Source organism: Streptomyces sp. NPDC005485 (assembly GCF_040606085.1).
GTDB lineage: Bacteria > Actinomycetota > Actinomycetes > Streptomycetales > Streptomycetaceae > Streptomyces.
The window spans coordinates 46,308-60,121 of record NZ_JBEXDZ010000042.1; the positions used below are offsets into that span (position 1 = coordinate 46,308).

Annotated in this window: 15 protein-coding genes and 1 pseudogene; 8 read left to right on the plus strand and 8 right to left on the minus strand. The window is 71.5% G+C overall.

Annotated features, from left to right (window positions below; genetic code table 11):
* Positions 1 to 88 precede the first annotated feature (88 nt).
* Entirely contained in the window at positions 89 to 886 is a 798-nt protein-coding gene (locus ABZS97_RS16810; RefSeq protein WP_356138346.1) for a maleylpyruvate isomerase family mycothiol-dependent enzyme, read from the plus strand.
* 126 nt (positions 887 to 1,012) lie between these two features.
* Here the strand turns inward: ABZS97_RS16810 and ABZS97_RS16815 are convergent, their stop codons facing one another.
* On the minus strand, positions 1,013 to 1,522 hold the full coding sequence (locus ABZS97_RS16815; RefSeq protein WP_356138348.1) for a MarR family transcriptional regulator: 510 nt from the start codon (positions 1,520 to 1,522) through the stop codon (positions 1,013 to 1,015).
* A gap of 195 nt (positions 1,523 to 1,717) precedes the next feature.
* Between ABZS97_RS16815 and ABZS97_RS16820 the strand changes: the two genes are divergently transcribed.
* On the plus strand, positions 1,718 to 2,233 hold the full coding sequence (locus ABZS97_RS16820; RefSeq protein WP_356138350.1) for a YceI family protein: 516 nt from the start codon (positions 1,718 to 1,720) through the stop codon (positions 2,231 to 2,233).
* A gap of 39 nt (positions 2,234 to 2,272) precedes the next feature.
* Here the strand turns inward: ABZS97_RS16820 and ABZS97_RS16825 are convergent, their stop codons facing one another.
* The 3 genes from ABZS97_RS16825 to ABZS97_RS16835 form a co-directional block, all read right to left on the minus strand.
* Entirely contained in the window at positions 2,273 to 2,761 is a 489-nt protein-coding gene (locus ABZS97_RS16825) for a flavin reductase family protein (protein ID WP_356138352.1), read from the minus strand.
* A gap of 174 nt (positions 2,762 to 2,935) precedes the next feature.
* Entirely contained in the window at positions 2,936 to 4,246 is a 1,311-nt protein-coding gene (locus ABZS97_RS16830; protein ID WP_356138354.1) for an FtsX-like permease family protein, read from the minus strand.
* 3 nt (positions 4,247 to 4,249) lie between these two features.
* The gene (locus ABZS97_RS16835; RefSeq protein ID WP_356138370.1) at positions 4,250 to 5,035 is read right to left on the minus strand and encodes an ABC transporter ATP-binding protein; all 786 of its coding nucleotides are present in this window, start codon (positions 5,033 to 5,035) and stop codon (positions 4,250 to 4,252) included.
* Positions 5,036 to 5,202: 167 nt separating this feature from the next.
* Here ABZS97_RS16835 and ABZS97_RS16840 point away from each other — a divergent pair, with 167 nt between their 5' ends.
* The 4 genes and pseudogenes from ABZS97_RS16840 to ABZS97_RS16855 all read left to right on the plus strand — a co-directional run bounded on the left by ABZS97_RS16840 (position 5,203) and on the right by ABZS97_RS16855 (position 8,543).
* On the plus strand, positions 5,203 to 5,883 hold the full coding sequence (locus tag ABZS97_RS16840; RefSeq protein WP_356138356.1) for an ABC transporter permease: 681 nt from the start codon (positions 5,203 to 5,205) through the stop codon (positions 5,881 to 5,883).
* Between the two features lie 28 nt (positions 5,884 to 5,911).
* The gene (locus ABZS97_RS16845) at positions 5,912 to 6,583 is read left to right on the plus strand and encodes an ABC transporter permease (RefSeq protein WP_356138358.1); all 672 of its coding nucleotides are present in this window, start codon (positions 5,912 to 5,914) and stop codon (positions 6,581 to 6,583) included.
* A pseudogene (locus ABZS97_RS16850) lies at positions 6,580 to 7,545 on the plus strand (ABC transporter substrate-binding protein). The gene ABZS97_RS16845 and the pseudogene ABZS97_RS16850 overlap by 4 nt, the downstream one beginning before the upstream one ends.
* A 77-nt stretch (positions 7,546 to 7,622) precedes the next feature.
* On the plus strand, positions 7,623 to 8,543 hold the full coding sequence (locus ABZS97_RS16855) for a hypothetical protein (RefSeq protein ID WP_356138360.1): 921 nt from the start codon (positions 7,623 to 7,625) through the stop codon (positions 8,541 to 8,543).
* On the opposite strand, the gene ABZS97_RS16860 is transcribed toward ABZS97_RS16855, so the two are convergent.
* Positions 8,540 to 9,490 carry a LysR family transcriptional regulator gene (locus ABZS97_RS16860; protein WP_356138362.1) on the minus strand — a complete coding sequence of 317 codons (951 nt, stop codon included), beginning with the start codon at positions 9,488 to 9,490 and terminating at the stop codon, positions 8,540 to 8,542. The two genes, ABZS97_RS16855 and ABZS97_RS16860, sit on opposite strands and share 4 nt — an antisense overlap.
* 51 nt (positions 9,491 to 9,541) lie before the next feature.
* Here ABZS97_RS16860 and ABZS97_RS16865 point away from each other — a divergent pair, with 51 nt between their 5' ends.
* Complete coding sequence (locus ABZS97_RS16865) at positions 9,542 to 10,165, plus strand: alpha/beta hydrolase (RefSeq protein ID WP_356138364.1); 624 nt, start codon at positions 9,542 to 9,544, stop codon at positions 10,163 to 10,165.
* 38 nt (positions 10,166 to 10,203) lie between these two features.
* On the opposite strand, the gene ABZS97_RS16870 is transcribed toward ABZS97_RS16865, so the two are convergent.
* Positions 10,204 to 11,358 (minus strand): betaine/proline/choline family ABC transporter ATP-binding protein, encoded by a 1,155-nt coding sequence (locus tag ABZS97_RS16870; protein ID WP_356138366.1) that lies wholly within the window; start codon positions 11,356 to 11,358, stop codon positions 10,204 to 10,206.
* A gap of 68 nt (positions 11,359 to 11,426) precedes the next feature.
* Between ABZS97_RS16870 and ABZS97_RS16875 the strand changes: the two genes are divergently transcribed.
* Positions 11,427 to 12,956: an FAD-dependent oxidoreductase gene (locus ABZS97_RS16875; RefSeq protein ID WP_356138372.1), complete on the plus strand. Its 1,530-nt coding sequence runs from the start codon at positions 11,427 to 11,429 to the stop codon at positions 12,954 to 12,956.
* Positions 12,957 to 12,990: 34 nt separating this feature from the next.
* Here ABZS97_RS16875 and ABZS97_RS16880 read toward each other — a convergent pair whose 3' ends face one another.
* Both ABZS97_RS16880 and ABZS97_RS16885 read right to left on the minus strand, forming a co-directional pair.
* Complete coding sequence (locus ABZS97_RS16880) at positions 12,991 to 13,641, minus strand: lactate utilization protein C (protein ID WP_356138368.1); 651 nt, start codon at positions 13,639 to 13,641, stop codon at positions 12,991 to 12,993.
* On the minus strand, positions 13,638 to 13,814 hold a 177-nt coding region (locus ABZS97_RS16885), incomplete at its 5' end, for a lactate utilisation protein LutB domain-containing protein (RefSeq protein ID WP_356138374.1). The genes ABZS97_RS16880 and ABZS97_RS16885, both read right to left, overlap by 4 nt.

Consider the following 13,814-nt stretch of genomic DNA (forward strand, 5'->3'; position numbering starts at 1 on the left):
CAACACCGGTCGGCTGGGGGAATCCGCGGGCATCCGCAGGGAGTTGAATCGTGCGACACACCCTGCTCGCCCTTCTCTGGAGACGACCATGACCGAACGTGCCGACCTGACCATCGACGCCCTGCGCAGCGGGCACGACTACCTCACCGCCGTGGTGCACGGCCTGGCCACCGCTGACCTGCGACGACCGTCCGGGGCGGCGGACTGGGACGTCTCGCAGGTGCTCAGCCATCTGGGCAGCGGCGCCGAGATAGGCCTGGCCACGCTGGAGGGCGCGTTGGGTGGAACCGGTGCGCCGGGCGCGGACTTCAACAAGTCCGTGTGGGCGCGCTGGGACGCGATGTCCCCCGTCGAGCGGGCCGAAGCCTTCGTGACCGCCGACGAGGCACTGGTCAGCCGCTACGAAGGCCTTGACGCGCAGGCACGGAAGGACCTGCGGGTCGACCTCGGCTTCCTGCCGGTGCCCGTGGACGTGGCCACCGTCGCGGGCCTGCGACTCGGCGAGTTCACCCACCACACCTGGGACGTGGAAGTCGCGTTCGACCACGCGGCCACCCTGGCGCCCGTGGCCGTCGAACTGCTTCTGGACCAGGCCGGCATGCTCATCGGCTTCCTCGGCAAGGCCGACGTACTGGGCGGGCGCGCGGTGCGTATCGCCGTGCGGACGCACGAGCCGGAGCGCTCCTTCGGGCTGGTCGTGCACGACACGGTCCAGCTCGCCGAGGAGGTGCCGAGCGGGCCCGACGCCGTGCTGCGCGCGCCGGCAGAGTGGTGGCTGCGGCTCACGACCGGTCGCCACGCGCCCGCGCACACGCCGGCCGGGGTGGCCCTCGACGGCGACTCGCTCAGCCTGGACGAACTGCGGGGTGTCTTCCCCGGGTTCTGAGCCGTTCGCCCTCAGGCCCCGTTCAGCATCCTTCGGCCCTTCTGCGGTCCTGTTCGGCGGCCGTTCGTGGTCGCGAAGCGCCGTCGCCCGACTCCGGGCGGCGGCGCTTTGCCGTATGGCGTCCGTCTATTCGGTGTCCGTGGTGGCGGGCGGGTGCGGCAGGAAGCCGCACATCGCGTCCCGCTGGGCGGTGCTGATGGTGTGGTCGAGGGCGTCGGTGACGGCGTTGGCCAGCGGGGCCGAGGCCTCGGTCAGCAGGCGTCGCGCCTTGTCGGTGAGAGCGACCTCGACACCGCGTTTGTCACCGCACACCGACTGCTTGGTGATCAGGCCGGCGTGCTGGAGACAGGCGACCTGGTAGGTGAGCCGGGTCTTGGGCCGGCCCAGGAGTTCCGCGATCTGCGTCATGCGCAGGCCGCCGGTGCCGGGCTGGTCGGCCAGCAGGCACAGCACCAGGAACTCGTCGTGCGAGACCCCGAAGGCGTTCTTGACGACGGAGCGCAGCTGCTGCTCGATGGCGCCCGTCGCCGCCAGCAGCAGCATCCATGCCCGCAGCTCGGGCGGCAGCAGCCCGCCCGCCTCGGGTGAGGACGACGGGGACGGCGGCAGGTCCGCGGGGGCAGAAGGTTCGGGCATGCCCTGATTCTACCGGTCGTCCATTTTTGGATGAGAGGGTTGTTCAGATTTGGATAATAGGCTACCGTCAACTTATTCAAATTTGGACGACAGGCATCTGTGGGAGCCCCGTCAGTGGTGCGGGCGCCTCCTGTGGCCCTCAGTCGTCATCCGCCGCGGCGCGCGCCCGGCCCCTACGTCCCCAGGAGAACGCTCATGACCGTCGCCGTAGAAACCGGCCTGTGGCAGCTCGACCAGACGGCCACCACCGTCGCCGTCCGGCACAAGACGATGTGGGGCCTGGTCACCGTCAAGGGAGCCTTCACGGCCGTCAGCGGTCAGGGCGAGGTCCGGCCCGACGGCACCGCCCAGGGCAGCATCACCCTGCACGCCGCCTCCGTCGACACCAAGCACGCCAAGCGGGACACCCACCTGCGCTCCGCCGACTTCCTCGACGTCGACAACCACCCCGAGATCACCTTTGCCGTGCGCGGTGCCGAGGCCGGCCAGGACGACTCCGTCCAGGTCACCGGTCAGCTGACCGTACGCGGCATCAGCCGGCCCCAGTCCTTCACTGCCAAGGTTTCCGACGCGGGGGCGGACGCGGTCACGCTGACCGCCGAGTTCACCGTGGACCGCGACCAGTTCGGCATGGGCTGGAACCAGCTGGGCATGATGCGCGGCCTGACCACCGTCACCGCGACCCTCCGCTTCAGCCGCGTGACGGCGTAGCCGGCACACCGCCGCTGCGCACCATCAGCGGCGAGGGCGTCAGTCGACCGGATGGCCGGGGTCGATGCCCTGCGCGTCCGTCAGCCGGAACACCGCCTCTTTGCCGTCCCTGGCCCCGCCGTTCTCCAGCGGGGTCAGGACGAATCCCACGTGGTCGCCCCCGTCGACGCGCTGCTCGACCGCGCCGACGAACCAGGCGGGAGCATCCCGCAGGACGACGGTGCCCTCAGGACCCGCCCTCCAGGCGACCCGCGCGAACTTGTCCACCTCGTCGCCGGTCTCCCCGCCGAACAGGGCCGCCAGCTCGGTCTGTTCGCGCCGGAGCAGATGCACGGCGAGCCGATCGGCGGACCTGGCCACGCGAAAGGTGTGGTTCTCCTTCGACAGCCAGACCACGAACCGCACCGGCCGGATCGAGCACTGGGAGGCGAACCCGACCAGACACCCCGCCCGCTCTCCGTCCGCTACGGCGGTCACCACGTACATGTCGGGATCGAGCAGGTCGGTGAACGCGTCCATGGCCGTCACGTCGTCACTCCTTCGCCTTCGCTCCCACCCACCTCACCACACATGCCACATCCGGCAACCGGCAACCCGCCAGGGCCTGGGAGTGTCGATGCCGGAACGGAGCGTGGCCCGCGTACGCGGGTGAGGGGCGAGCACCGAAGCGCTCGCCCCTCACCCGATGCCGCGCCCTGGCGCTCACGCGGCCAGCACCACCGCCTCCACCGCCGGTGTCCGCAGCGCCCGCCGGGCCGTCACCAGGACCGTGCCCAGGGTCACCGTCGCCGCGACCGCGACGACGGAGAGCCAGATCCCCAGCCCCTGGTCCGGCCGCACGGACTCCGTGCGAACGAGCGTGAACGGGACGATCCCGGCGATTGCCGCCACCGTGCCGAGGAAGACCCCGGTGACGGTCAGGATCAGACCCTCGACACCGACCATCCCGAGCACCTGGTTCGGCGTCGCCCCGGCCAGGCGCTGCCCGCCGAACTCACGGGCGCGGTAAGTCGTCGCCGCGTAGAGGGAGTTGATCAGCATGATGCAGGAGAAGGCCACGATGATGCCGACGACCACCAGGTTGAGGGTCTCCAGGTTCTTCGCGTCGATGGACTTCGGGACGCCCGAGGCCTTGATGGCGTCGCTCTCGACTCCCTGCATGTAGAGCGTCGCCGTCGCGATGCCCGTGAAGAGGATCAGCGGCATCAGGACACCGGACAGCTCGGCCGCCCGCCGCCGCATGTTGCGAACGGCCAGATAGCCGCTCGGCCCCGACAGCGGCAGCAGGTCGAGCAAGCCGCCGAGCAGCCGCGGAGCGAAGAGTGCGAACCCCACGGACAGCAGGATCGCCCCGTACGCGGCGGGCGCCATCAGCGCCGCATCCTTGGCGGAGAAGGCGAACGTCGAGGAGGCCGACACACCGCCGAGGGCCAGGGTCGCGTAGGCGAGGAACTTCCGTGCCCCGCCCCGTTGCTGACGGCCGCGCGTCGCCCGGCGCACCGCGAGGAAGGCCGCGCCGGCCGCGGCGAGCGCCGTGATACCGACGCCCGACATCAGGGCCGTGGAACCGAAGGAGTATTCCACGGACATCTTGACCTGGCCGCTGTCCTGGAAGATGTCCAGCAGCGCCCGGCCACCGAGCATCGCCGGGCCGATCGCCAGCAGTGCGCCCACCAGCGCCACGGCCATCGACTCGCCGACGACCATCCGCTTGATCTGCGCCGGGGTAGCCCCCGAACAACGCAACAGCTCGATCTCAGAGGTGCGTTGACGCACGTTCACCGTCAGCGTGGAGGCGACGGCGAAGAACACCAGCAGGCTGCCGTACCCGCCCACGACACTCGCCGCGGTCGACAGGGACTCGGCGCTCCGCGAGTCGACGCCCGGCTGTCCCGCCGTGTCGTGCAGGGAGTTGAACATCATCAGGATCGCCGCGCCGAGGAAGGCGGACAGCAGGGTAGCCGTGAAGCGCCCGGGGCGCTTGCGGATCGAGCGAAGGGCCAGAGCGAGCATGGTTCACACCCCCACGAGTACGTCGTCGCCGAGGTGCGCCAGGCGCTCGGCCACCGCGTCGGCCGTCGGGGCCGCCATGCCGCCGGCGATCCGACCGTCGGCCAGGAAGACGACGGAGTCGGCGTACGAGGCGGCTACCGGGTCGTGCGTCACCATGACGACGGTCCTGCCGTGCAGCCGTACCGCTTCCTGCAGCAGGCTCAGCACATCCCGCGCACTGCGGGTGTCCAGCGCGCCGGTCGGCTCGTCCGCGAAGATCACGCTCGGCTCGGTGACCAGCGCGCGGGCGATGGCGACACGCTGTCGCTGGCCACCGGAGAGCTGGTCGGGCAGATGACCGAGCCGGTCGCCGAGACCGACCGACGTCAGGACCTCCCGCACCCGCGCCCGGTCGACGCGCCGCCGCGCCAGCTTGAGCGGCAGGACCGTGTTCTGCGCCACGGTGAGCGTCGGCAGCAGGTTGTACTGCTGGAAGACGAAGCCGATCCGGTTGCGCCGGAACTTCGTCAGCTGCGCCTCACCGCTGCCCGTCATCTCCGCCCCGTCGACCCGCACGATCCCGCTGTCCGGCCGGTCCAGCCCGGCGGCGCACTGCAGCAGCGTCGACTTGCCCGACCCCGAGGGGCCCATGATCGCGGTGAAGCTGCCCCGCGCCAGGCTGAGGGTGACCCCGTCGAGCGCGGTCACGGCGTTCTCCGCGCTTCCGTAGGTCTTGCTGACCTTGACCAGCCGCAGAGCCTCTGAGGCGGGTCCCGAGTCGTTCGTACGCCGCGCCGTGTTGCGAAACATCGTCATCACTCTCCGTCCGGCACGCCCTGTGCCATGCCCAAGACGCTACGGAGATGAGGAGTCCGTCACATTGGGCGCAGGGCCCGTATCGGGGGGTGTACCCAGCGACACCCCGCATGGGTCACCAGAACGAGCCGACTGCCCGGTACGCCCGATGCAATGGACGGGTGACCGCGCCCCCGGACGACTGCCTCGCGCGCAACGAGTGGATCTGCGGCGCCTATCTGAGCACCCGCCGCCACATCCTCGTCGACGCCGTGATCCAGCACCTCCAGCTGACCTCGATCGCGGTACTCATCGGCCTCGTCCTCGCCGTCCCGCCGGCGGTGCTGGCCCGCCGCTGGGGGTGGGCGGCCGGCCCCGTCCTCGCCGTGACCACCGTGCTGTACACCGTCCCGTCGCCGGCCATGTTCTCGCTGCTCCTGCCGGTGTACGGGCTCTCGGCCGCACTGGTCGTCGCAGGGCTCGTCCTCTACTCGCTCACCCTGCTCGTGCGCAACATCCTCGCGGGCCTGCGCGCGGTCCCCGAGGAGACCCGGCAGGCCGCACGCGGCATGGGATACGGCCCGATCCGGCTGCTGCTCACCGTGGAGCTGCCGCTCGCCCTGCCCGCCGCGATGGCCGGACTGCGGATCGCCACCGTCTCCGCGGTGTCGCTTGCCACGGTCGGCGCGATCGTCGGCTTCGGAGGGCTCGGCAACCTCATCTACGCGGGCATGAACACGTACTTCAAGGCACAGGTGCTGACGGCGTCCGTGCTCTGCGTGGTGATCGCCATCGCCGCCGACCTGCTGCTGCTCGGCCTGCAGTGGCTGATCACGCCCTGGACGAGGGCGGCGCGCGGATGACCGGGCGCCGGGCGCGAGCGGTGCGCCGATGAACACACTGGCCGACGCCTGGGACTGGCTCACGGACTCCGCGCACTGGTCGGGCGACGACGGCATCTGGCACCGGCTCGCCCAGCATCTCCTGCTGACCGCCGTCTGCCTGGTCATCAGCTGTCTGATCGCGCTGCCGGTCGCCCTCGTCCTCGGCCACCTCGGCAAGGGCGGCGCACTCGCCGTCAACATCTCCAACGTCGGCCGGGCCGTGCCCACCTTCGCCGTCCTGGTCCTGCTGCTGCTCACCCCGCTCGGCGACTACGGCCAAGGGCCCACGGTCGTCGCCCTGGTCCTGTTCGCCGTGCCACCGCTGCTCACCAACGCCTACGTCGGGATGCGCGAGGTCGACCGCAATGTGGTCCGGGCGGCGCGCGGGATGGGGATGACCGGGAGACAGATGCTGTTTCAGGTGGAACTGCCCCTCTCGCTCCCGATGGTGCTGAACGGGGTGCGGCTCGCCGCCGTGCAACTCGTCGCCACCGCCACCATCGCCGCGCTCGCGGGCGGCGGCGGCCTCGGACGGATCATCACCGCGGGCTTCAACCTGGCGAGCACCCCGCAGGTCGTCGCCGGGGCCGTCCTCGTCGCCCTGTTCGCGCTGATCGTCGAGGGGCTCTTCGAGGTCGCGGAACGGCTCGCACCGCACTGGACGCGGGGCTCGCGATGAGACGGCACCGCTCGGCCGTGACGCGGACGAGCGCCGGCCTCACCCTCACGGGCCTCCTGCTCCTCACCGGCTGCACCACCGGCCCCTCCCTGGAGAACCGCGGCGAGGTCACCGCACCGCCCGGCGACAGCAAGCACCTCACCATCGGCTCGGCCGGTTTCACCGAGAGCGACCTGCTCGCCCAGATGTACGCGCTGTTGCTGAGGGAGGCCGGCTACCGGACCTCCCTGCTCACCGTCGCCAACCGCGAACTGTACGAACCCGCTCTGGAATCCGGCCAGATCGACGTCGTCGCCGAATACGCGGCCACCTTCGCGGACTGGCTGAACGCCAAGACGAACGGAGCCGACGCACCTCCCGTCGGTTCGCCCGACCTCGACGCCACGATGGCCGGCCTGAGGCGCCTCGCCACGCCCCGTGGCCTCACCGTCCTCGACGCCGGAAAGGCCGTGGACCAGAACGCCTTCGCCGTGTCCAAGGCGTACGCCCGGCAGCACGACCTCGAAACCCTCAGCGACCTGGGCGCTTCCGGGCTGTAGGTGCGGCTCGCGGCGGGCGACGAGTGCGTCCAACGGCCGTACTGCGAACCGGGACTGAAGAAGACCTACGGCATCGACGTCACCGCCGTCGATCCCAAGGGAGTCGGCACCACCCAGGCGAAGCGGGCCGTGCAGAACGGTCAGGACCAGCTCGTCCTGACCACCACCACGGACGCCACGCTCGGCGACTTCGGCCTCGTGCTGCTCGCCGACGACAAACACCTGCAGAACGCCGACTGCATCGTGCCCGTCGTCAACCGCTCCCGCGCGGGCGGCGAAGGCGTCACCAAGGCGCTCGGGGGACTCGACGACGTCCTCACGACGGCGGACCTGGTGTCGATGAACGAGCAGGTGGACAGCTGGCGCAGGCTGCCCGAGGACGTGGCGCGGACCTATCTGAAGGGCAAGGACCTGCTGAAGTGACGAGTCCGTGACGACAGTGACCTGACTGGTGCGGTGGACGGGTTCCCGAAGGCGGCCCAGGTCGGTAAACCATCTTCATGAAGGACAACGGGGGAGGTCACCGGACAAGGTGGCCGGCATTACGTGAAACGGTCGAAGGGGCGCGCACCGAGCAGCAGCCCAAAGGACTCAAGGACCTGGTCGAACCCGGGTTCGACGGCGCCTACATGCAGTTCGGCGACGCCTTTCCGCAGCACCAGCTGGAGCTGCAGATCCTCTACGGCGACGCGCAACGCGCCTTCGAGGAGCGGACCCGGCAGTCGCTGCGGATCACCGTGCAGAGCGTGCTGCGCAACGTTCTCGGTGACCAGCGCCTGGGCGACTCGCCACCCAACGCGCACCTGGCCAACTACCTGGACCGGGAGATCGACCGCATCAAGGTCCGCCTCAACCAGGACGGCGAACTCGCCGTCAGCCGGGGCCTCAACTTCGGTCTCGGCCTCGGTGTGGTGCTGCTGCTCGTGCCGCTGCTGACCGGGGAGAAACTGCTCGGCGCCCTGGGGATCGCGCTGAACTGCAGCGACCGGTGGAGCCTGACGGGTGCGCTCGTGTGCGGCGGCGTCGGTGCGTTCGGGGCGGTGCTCAGCGTTCTTGTGCGGCTGCGCAACAGCGGCGACCAGCTGATCCGCCGACCGGCCAACGGGCACAGGGAGGTGGCCGTCCCCGGCCAGGTCTCCCGCAGTCTGCGGCGCGGCGGCGTCTACCGCGTCTTCGTCGGCTGGTTCCTCGCGGTGGCCACCTACTTCCTGCTCAGCGCCGGTTTCGTCACCGTCGTCGACATCCCGGCCACGCCCGCCGACATCTGCCCCGCCCACGCGGGCCCGGCCACCGCCGGGAACGGCACCACCTTCTGGGGATTCTGGTGCGCCGTCGGCTTCGTGGCCGGCTTCAACGAACGCTGGGTGTACGGGTTGCTGGGCCACGAGGCCACGACGAAACAGTCGGGACCGCGCGCCTAACCGGGGCCCCTGCGCGCCGGGCCGGCCGCCGCCCCCGCCGCGGCCAGCCGTTCCCGTACGACGCTCAGCACGGGGTCCGCCTCGGCGCCCGCCCGGACCGCCGCGAACACATGACGGCCGGGTGGCTGCCCCTCGGGCTCGCGGATCACCAGGCCGGGCCGGTGCAGCGGCTGCACCAGACGCGGTACGAGTGCCACGCCCGCGCCCGCCTCGACGAGAGCGGCGAGCGACTGCCAGTCGTTCACGGCGTGCCGGATCTCCGGGGTGAACCCCCCGGCCGCACAGACGGAGCGGGTCACCGCGCCGCAGCAGCTGCCGCCGTCCCCGACGACCCAGGGATCAGCGGCGAGCTCCCGCAGCGGGATCCGGTCGAGGTGGGCGAGACGGTGCGTGGCCGGCAGTGCCACGTCGAGGCGGTCGACGAGCAGATCGGTCCGCGAGTACCGGCGATCGGTGAACGGCGGCGCCGCGGCGAAGTCCACGGCCACCGCCAGATCGATGTCTCCCGCGTCCAGCCGGGTGAACAGATCCGGCGGCTCGGCCTCCACGACGGCGATGTCGAGCTCGGGCCGGGTCTCGGCCAGGTCCGCCAGCACGGCGGGCAGCAGTCCCGAGATCGCGCTGGAGAAGGCCCCGATGGTCAGGGCGCCACGCCGGCCGAGCTCCCAGGCCGCGAGATCGGCCCGCGCCCGCTCCAGCTGGGCGGCGATGACATCCGCGTGCTGGAGCACGACCCGGGCCTGCCCCGTGAGCCGGACTCCCCGCCCGCTCCGCTCGATCAGCGGAACGCCCAACTCGCGGGAAAGTGCGGCGAGTTGCTGCGAGACGGCGGAGGGAGTCAGATGCATCGCCGCCGCGGTCCTCGCCAGAGTGCCCCGCCGGTCCAGCTCCCGCAGGGCACCGAGGCGGCGCAGATCAATACTGAAGGTTCCGCTTGCCTGTTGCATCGACAAACATTAACTGGACCTGAAGAACCGGCAAGGCCGATGATCACCTCCATGACCTCGACCTCCACTCCGGCCTCCCGTTCCTTCCTGATCCTGCACGGCTGGCAGAACCACCGGCCGGAGGGCCACTGGCAGCGCGGGCTCGCCGACGAACTCGTCGCCCGCGGCCACCGTGTGAGCTACCCGCAGCTACCCGACCCGGACGACCCGGACCCGGAGGTGTGGCTCGCCGTACTGCACGCCCTCCTCGGCGCGGAGCGGGACTCCCGCGAGCGCGTGGTCGTCTGCCACAGCCTGGCCGTCCTCCTGTGGCTGCACGCGGTGGCCCGCGGTGGAGTACGGGCCGACCGGGTGCTCCTGGTCGCGCCCCCGTCAGCCGACGTACTCGCCGGGTACGAAGAGGTCGCCGCCTTCGCCCGGCCCGAGGTCACCGCCGCGCAGCTGCGGGACGCCGCGGGCACGACCCGACTCGTGGCCGGGGACGACGACCCGTACTGCCCGGGCGGCGCGGACCGGCACTACGGCCTGCCGCTCGACCTCGACACCGACGTCGTACCGGGTGGCGGACACCTCGACCTGGACGCGGGGTACGGACCCTGGCCGTCGGTCCTCGACTGGTGCCTCGACCCGGCCGTACGGATCTTGGGGCGGACGGGCGGCGGAGCGAGCTCCTGACCGGACCCGGTGAAGTCCGCCACGGTTAGGGCGAGCACTCACGCGTCGGCGACGGAGTCGAACGGCACCTGCCCTCGCGCCACGCCCCGCGCGTCCGCGTCCACCGAGCGCCGCAGCGCCTCGTGCAGCTTCGCCGGGGTGAGTACGCCGAGGAAGCGTGCCCCGTCCAGCACCGCGACCCAGCCCGCGTCGTGCTGGAGCATGACTCCGAAGGCCTGCTTCAAGGGGACGCCCACCGGCACCCAGGAGTTCATCCGGTGCGCGAGGTCGCGGACCGAGCCGCCGGTGGCGAGTTCGTCGACGCCGACCCATCCGTGCAGGTCGCCCCCCTCGTCCAGCACCACGGCCCATCTGGCGCCTTCCGTCCGCAGCCGGGCGGCGGCTCGCTCGGCGGGCTCGTCCAGGCGGGCGATCGGCGGCTGTTCGAGGTCCTCGGCCTGGATCTCGGTCACCGACAGCCGCTTCAGACCGCGGTCCGCGCCCACGAACTCGGCGACATAGGGCGTGGCGGGCGTGCCCAGCACCGCTCCCGGCGTGTCGAACTGCTCGATGCGCCCCTGCCCGTACACCGCGATCCGGTCACCGAGCCGCACCGCCTCCTCGATGTCGTGCGTGACCAGCAGCACCGTCTTGCGCACCGCCGCCTGCATCCGCAGGAACTCGTCCTGCAACTGCTCCCGCACCACCGGGTCGACCGCGCCGAACGGCTCGTCCATGAGCAGGACCGGCGGGTCGGCGGCCAGCGCCCGCGCCACCCCGACCCGCTGCCGCTGACCGCCGGACAACTGGTCCGGATAACGCGAGCCGTACGTCTTCGGGTCCAGGCCCACCAGATCGAGCAGCTCGGCCGCGCGCGCCCGCGCCCTCGCCTTCTTCCAGCCGACGAGCGACGGCACGGTCGCCGTGTTGTCGAGGACGGTCCGGTGCGGGAACAGCCCGACCTGCTGGATGACGTAGCCGATGCGCCGCCGCAGTCGCACGGGGTCCACCGCGGCGATGTCCTCGCCGTTCACGAAGATCCGCCCGGACGTCGGCTCGATGAGCCGGTTGACCATCATCATGGTCGTCGTCTTGCCGCAGCCCGACGGGCCGACAAGGGTGACGAGTTCGCCCTCGGCGACCTCGAAGGAGAGATCGTCCACAGCCGTCGTACCGTCCGGATAACGCTTGGTGACCTGCTCGAACCGGATCATTTCCTCACGCTAACGGCGCCGCTGGGCCCCCGCCGTGTGGGCGGTGCCGGAGGGGGAACCCGTGGATGATGGACGAGCACGCGGGCATCCACGGGTCGTACTGGATCGAGACGGCGCCGCCCGGCGAACCAGCGCCCACGGCAGAGGGCGAGATCGCCGTCGACGTCGCCGTCGTCGGCGCGGGCATCGCCGGGCTCAGCACGGCCTGGGAGCTGGCGCGGCGGGGCCTGGGCGTCGCCGTACTGGAGGCCGATCGCGTCGCCGCCGGCGTCACCGGGCACACCACGGCCAAGCTCAGCGCGCTCCACACACTGGTCTACGAACAGCTCCGCAGCACCCGTGGCGCCGAAGCCGCGCGGCTGTACGCGCGCTCGCAGACGGAGGCGATCCGGCGCGCCGCCGAGATCGTGGACCTGCTCGGCATCGACTGCGACTGGGAGGACACGTCGGCGTACACCTACGTCCGGGACGCGGCCCGCGCCGACGAACTGCGGGCCGAGGCCGCGGCGGCAGCGGAGGCCGGTCTGCCCGCCGAGTACGTGACCGAGACGGAGCTGCCGTTCCCGGTCGCGGGCGCGGTCCGGGTCGACGAGCAGGCCCAGTTCCACCCCCGCAAGTATTTGCTGGCGCTGGCCGACGACATCCGGCGCCTCGGCGGCGTCGTGCACGAACGGACCCGGGTGGTCGGCCTCAAGGAGGGCGAACCCTGTGTGCTGACGACCGAGACCGGGGCGAAGGTGCACGCCGGCGACGTGGTGGTCGCCACCCACTACCCGGTCTTCGACCGGGCGCTGCTCTTCAGCCGTCTCTCGCCGCGCCGCGAACTGGTCGTGGCCGCTCCCATCGACGAGACCAAGGCGCCGGGCGGTATGTACATCACCCCCGAGCAGAACACCCGCTCACTGCGCACGGCCCCGCTCGGCGACGGAAAACGCCTGCTCATCGTGACCGGGGACCACTTCACGCCCGGCGCCGGCGGCGACGTGGAGGCACGGTTCGAGAACCTGGCGAACTGGGCGGCGGACCACTTCGGCGACATCACCGTCACCCACCGGTGGGCCACCCAGGACAACGACTCCACCGACTCCGTGCCGCTCGTCGGAGCACTGCACCCCGCGAGCCGTCACGCGTACGTGGCCACCGGATTCGGCGGCTGGGGACTCAGCGGCGGCATCATGGCGGGCCGCCTGCTCTGCGACCGCATCACCGGGCGGATCAACCCGTGGAGCGATCTGTACGACCCCCGCCGCATCGCCTCCGTCGTACGCGAGGGCGCGACCTTCCTCAAGCACCAGGCCGGGGTGGCGCGGCACTTCGTCGGCGACCGGCTGCCACCCCAGTCGGGACCCTCGGTGGACGACATCGCCCCGGGCGACGGCGCCGTCGTCCAGGTGTCCGGCGGACGCTGCGCCGTCCACCGGGACAAGGCGGGAGAACTGCACGCGGTCTCCGCGCGCTGCACGCACCTGGGCTGCCTCGTGGCGTTCAACCGCGCCGAACAGGCCTGGGAATGCCCGTGCCACGGCTCCCGGTTCGACCCGGACGGCCGGATCGTGCAGGGCCCCGCCGTACGGCCGCTGGAGCCGCGCGACCTCTGAACGCGCTCCGCGCGGGCTCGGTCCCGACGCCCCTTCAGGTCACCAGGATGACCTCAAGGGTGCGCGGACCGTGCACGCCTTCGACCCGGTCCAGTTCGATGTCGCTGGTGGCCGACGGACCGGAGATCCACGTCAACGGGCGGGCCGGGTCGAGGCGTTCGAGGGCCTGGGGCACCGAGGAGACGACCTGGTCGGGCACGCGGACGACACAGATGTGGTGGTCGGGCACCAGGGTGATGCGGCGGCGGCCCTGGTCGGGGCTTCCGTCCAGTACGAGGGTGCCGGTCTCGGCGATGGCCACCGCACACGCCGTGACCACACCGGCGACCCCGTCGAGGTCGTGCGGTGTGCTGTCGGCCCGGTCCGGGAAACGGGTGACATCCGTGCCGGCCAGCCATGTCTCGTCCAGGCCGGGCGGAACGAGCACGGACGACGCCTTCCGGTCCGCCAGCAACCCGGCGATCACGTCTGCCAGTTCACCGGCGGTGCAGCGGTGCACGATCGCCCGGTACTCCGCCAGGTTCTCGGCGAGCAGATCCACCGTCTGCTCGACGCTCCGCTCGCCGTGCTCGCGGACGTAGGCGCGCTCGATGGCCTGCTCGTACGGTGGGTCGTCCGGCCGTGCCGCCGGTACGTCCGCGAGCGCGCGCCGCACCCGGCCCAGGATCCGTTCCCTGCTGCTCACTTGGCGTCCTTTCCACCGTGCGTGCGCTGCCACCAGTCGCGGAACGGCTCCGCGGGCACCGCCGGCAGGTCCCGGGTACCGCTCCACGCCTTGCCCGGGCCGGGCAGCGTGCGCGGATGGAAGCGGCGGGTGCGCGACGCGAGCCGCTGGCCGGTGCGCAGCGCGCCGGGGTG

What these genes read in the sequence shown, in the direction of transcription:
- ABZS97_RS16810 (WP_356138346.1), top strand. Translation starts at nt 89, where the DNA reads ATGACCGAACGTGCCGACCTGACCATCGACGCCCTGCGCAGCGGGCAC.
- ABZS97_RS16815 (WP_356138348.1), bottom strand. Translation starts at nt 1,522, where the DNA reads ATGCCCGAACCTTCTGCCCCCGCGGACCTGCCGCCGTCCCCGTCGTCC.
- ABZS97_RS16820 (WP_356138350.1), top strand. Translation starts at nt 1,718, where the DNA reads ATGACCGTCGCCGTAGAAACCGGCCTGTGGCAGCTCGACCAGACGGCC.
- ABZS97_RS16830 (WP_356138354.1), bottom strand. Translation starts at nt 4,246, where the DNA reads ATGCTCGCTCTGGCCCTTCGCTCGATCCGCAAGCGCCCCGGGCGCTTC.
- ABZS97_RS16835 (WP_356138370.1), bottom strand. Translation starts at nt 5,035, where the DNA reads ATGTTTCGCAACACGGCGCGGCGTACGAACGACTCGGGACCCGCCTCA.
- ABZS97_RS16845 (WP_356138358.1), top strand. Translation starts at nt 5,912, where the DNA reads ATGAACACACTGGCCGACGCCTGGGACTGGCTCACGGACTCCGCGCAC.
- ABZS97_RS16855 (WP_356138360.1), top strand. Translation starts at nt 7,623, where the DNA reads ATGAAGGACAACGGGGGAGGTCACCGGACAAGGTGGCCGGCATTACGT.
- ABZS97_RS16860 (WP_356138362.1), bottom strand. Translation starts at nt 9,490, where the DNA reads ATGCAACAGGCAAGCGGAACCTTCAGTATTGATCTGCGCCGCCTCGGT.
- ABZS97_RS16865 (WP_356138364.1), top strand. Translation starts at nt 9,542, where the DNA reads ATGACCTCGACCTCCACTCCGGCCTCCCGTTCCTTCCTGATCCTGCAC.
- ABZS97_RS16870 (WP_356138366.1), bottom strand. Translation starts at nt 11,358, where the DNA reads ATGATCCGGTTCGAGCAGGTCACCAAGCGTTATCCGGACGGTACGACG.
- ABZS97_RS16875 (WP_356138372.1), top strand. Translation starts at nt 11,427, where the DNA reads ATGGACGAGCACGCGGGCATCCACGGGTCGTACTGGATCGAGACGGCG.